Origin of the sequence: Streptomyces sp. NPDC058375, assembly GCF_042723425.1 — a bacterium.
Taxonomy (GTDB): Bacteria; Actinomycetota; Actinomycetes; order Streptomycetales; family Streptomycetaceae; genus Streptomyces; species Streptomyces durocortorensis.
In genome coordinates this window covers 1-2292 of sequence record NZ_JBHXJG010000459.1, presented here as the reverse complement: position 1 = coordinate 2292, position 2292 = coordinate 1, and the positions used below count along the sequence as shown (strand labels likewise).

At 67.8% G+C, this 2292-nt stretch carries 2 protein-coding genes; one reads left to right on the top strand and one right to left on the bottom strand.

Going from position 1 to position 2292, the window contains the following annotated elements:
- Positions 1 to 117: 117 nt before the first annotated feature.
- On the bottom strand, positions 118 to 525 hold the full coding sequence (locus tag ACFWM7_RS34995; RefSeq protein ID WP_205081751.1) for an RDD family protein: 408 nt from the start codon (positions 523 to 525) through the stop codon (positions 118 to 120).
- 294 nt (positions 526 to 819) lie between these two features.
- Between ACFWM7_RS34995 and glnA the strand changes: the two genes are divergently transcribed.
- The gene (gene glnA / locus ACFWM7_RS34990) at positions 820 to 2229 is read left to right on the top strand and encodes a type I glutamate--ammonia ligase (protein WP_383268740.1); all 1410 of its coding nucleotides are present in this window, start codon (positions 820 to 822) and stop codon (positions 2227 to 2229) included.
- Positions 2230 to 2292 lie beyond the last annotated feature (63 nt).

Below are 2292 nucleotides of genomic sequence, written 5' to 3'. Positions count from 1 at the left end.
GATGACCGGTCCCGGGGGCCGCCCCGTTTCACGTGCTCTCAGGTTCCTCGGTTCCTCGCGCTCAGGCGGCCGGTGACGGCGTCGGTGTCACATCCGCGGCCGGTGACGGCGTCGGTGTCACATCCGGACCTGAACGGAACGCGACAGCCGGTCATGTAGTCCACGCCCGTCGCGGTCCCAGACCAGCGCGGGAATGACGAGCAGGAGCAGGACGGTCCGCACGGCAACGCGCACGACCCCGAGCCGCCCGCCGTCGTCGGCGACCACGCGCACGCCCAGCAGCCGCTTCCCGGGCGTGCAGCCGATGGTGCCGACGGTCAGCAGGCTCAGCACGAAGAAGATCCCGAGCGCCCAGTTCCCCGCCGCCTGCTGGTCACCGCGAGCGAGGAGCCCGTATGCGATCAGCATGCAGAGCGTCCAGTCGATGAAGAGGGCTCCGAAGCGCCGACCGAGCGGCGCGACCGAGCCGGGCCCCTCCTCGGGCAGCCCGAGACCCTTGCCCCGGTAGCCGAAGTCGGCGCCCATCCCCTCGGCGGCCGCGCGGGGCCCCGAGAGCCACGATCCGATTGCTTGCCTGTTGTCCACCCGTCCACGGTACTGCGCCCGTGTTTGCCCCCGGCCGGGCGGGGCACGGAAACAGCCGCGCGGAGAGCGCCGCTGAGATGACGCCCACCACCGCCCCGGTTAACTTGGGCGAAACAAATGGGTCACGCTTGAGAAATCGAGCCTGCCTATGGTCGGGTCCAGCGTGTGCCACCGCACTGGCCGCACCACGAGCTACAACCCCGTCCCTCCCGGGCCGGGAGTAGGAGGAGTTGGATGTTCCAGAACGCCGACGAAGTGCAGAAGTACGTAGCGGACAACGACGTCAAGTTCATCGATGTCCGGTTCTGCGACCTGCCCGGGGTGATGCAGCACTTCACGATCCCGGCAGCGACCTTCGACCCGGCCGAGGAACTGGCCTTCGACGGTTCGTCGATCCGCGGCTTCCAGGCCATCCACGAGTCGGACATGGCGCTGCGCGCGGACCTGTCGACGGCTCGGGTGGACCCCTTCCGCCGCGACAAGACCGTCAACATCAACTTCTTCATCCACGACCCGATCACGGGCGAGCAGTACAGCCGTGACCCGCGCAACATCGCCAAGAAGGCAGAGGCCTACCTCGCTTCGACCGGCATCGCGGACACCGCGTACTTCGGCCCAGAGGCCGAGTTCTACGTCTTCGACAACGTCCGCTTCCAGACGTCGGCGAACGAGAGCTTCTACCACATCGACTCCGAGGCCGGCGCCTGGAACACCGGTGCGGTCGAGAACAACCGCGGCTACAAGGTCCGCTACAAGGGCGGCTACTTCCCGGCCCCGCCGGTGGACCACTTCGCCGACCTGCGGGCCGAGATCTCCCTGGAGCTGGACAAGAACGGCCTCCAGGTCGAGCGCCAGCACCACGAGGTCGGCACCGCCGGCCAGGCGGAGATCAACTACAAGTTCAACACGCTGCTCGCCGCAGCCGACGACCTGATGCTCTTCAAGTACATCGTGAAGAACGTCGCCTGGCGCAACGGCAAGACCGCGACCTTCATGCCGAAGCCGATCTTCGGCGACAACGGCTCGGGCATGCACGTGCACCAGTCGCTGTGGCAGGGCGGCTCGCCGCTCTTCTACGACGAGCAGGGTTACGCCGGCCTGTCGGACGTGGCGCGCTACTACATCGGCGGCATCCTGAAGCACGCCCCGTCGCTGCTGGCCTTCACCAACCCGACGGTGAACTCCTACCACCGCCTGGTCCCCGGCTTCGAGGCCCCGGTCAACATGGTGTACTCGCAGCGCAACCGCTCCGCCGCGATGCGCATCCCGATCACCGGCTCGAACCCGAAGGCCAAGCGCGTCGAGTTCCGCGCCCCGGACCCGTCCTCCAACCCGTACCTCGCGTTCTCCGCGCTGCTGATGGCGGGCCTGGACGGCGTGAAGAACAAGATCGAGCCGGCCGAGCCGATCGACAAGGACCTCTACGAGCTGGCTCCCGAGGAGCACGCCAACGTCCAGCAGGTCCCGACCTCCCTCCCGGCGGTGCTCGACGCCCTGGAAGCGGACAACGAGTACCTCCAGGCGGGCGGCGTCTTCACGGCGGACCTGATCGAGACCTGGATCGACTACAAGCGCACGAACGAGATCGCCCCGATCCAGCTGCGGCCGCACCCGCACGAGTTCGAGCTGTACTTCGACATCTAGGAACAGCGCGGCCGGTCTCGCCGGCACCCGGGACGAGCGAGGGCTACCACCTCCGGATGGAGG

Excerpts from the sequence above, each read along its gene's own strand:
- glnA (WP_383268740.1), top strand. The coding sequence starts at position 820 with ATGTTCCAGAACGCCGACGAAGTGCAGAAGTACGTAGCGGACAACGAC.
- ACFWM7_RS34995 (WP_205081751.1), bottom strand. The coding sequence starts at position 525 with ATGGGCGCCGACTTCGGCTACCGGGGCAAGGGTCTCGGGCTGCCCGAG.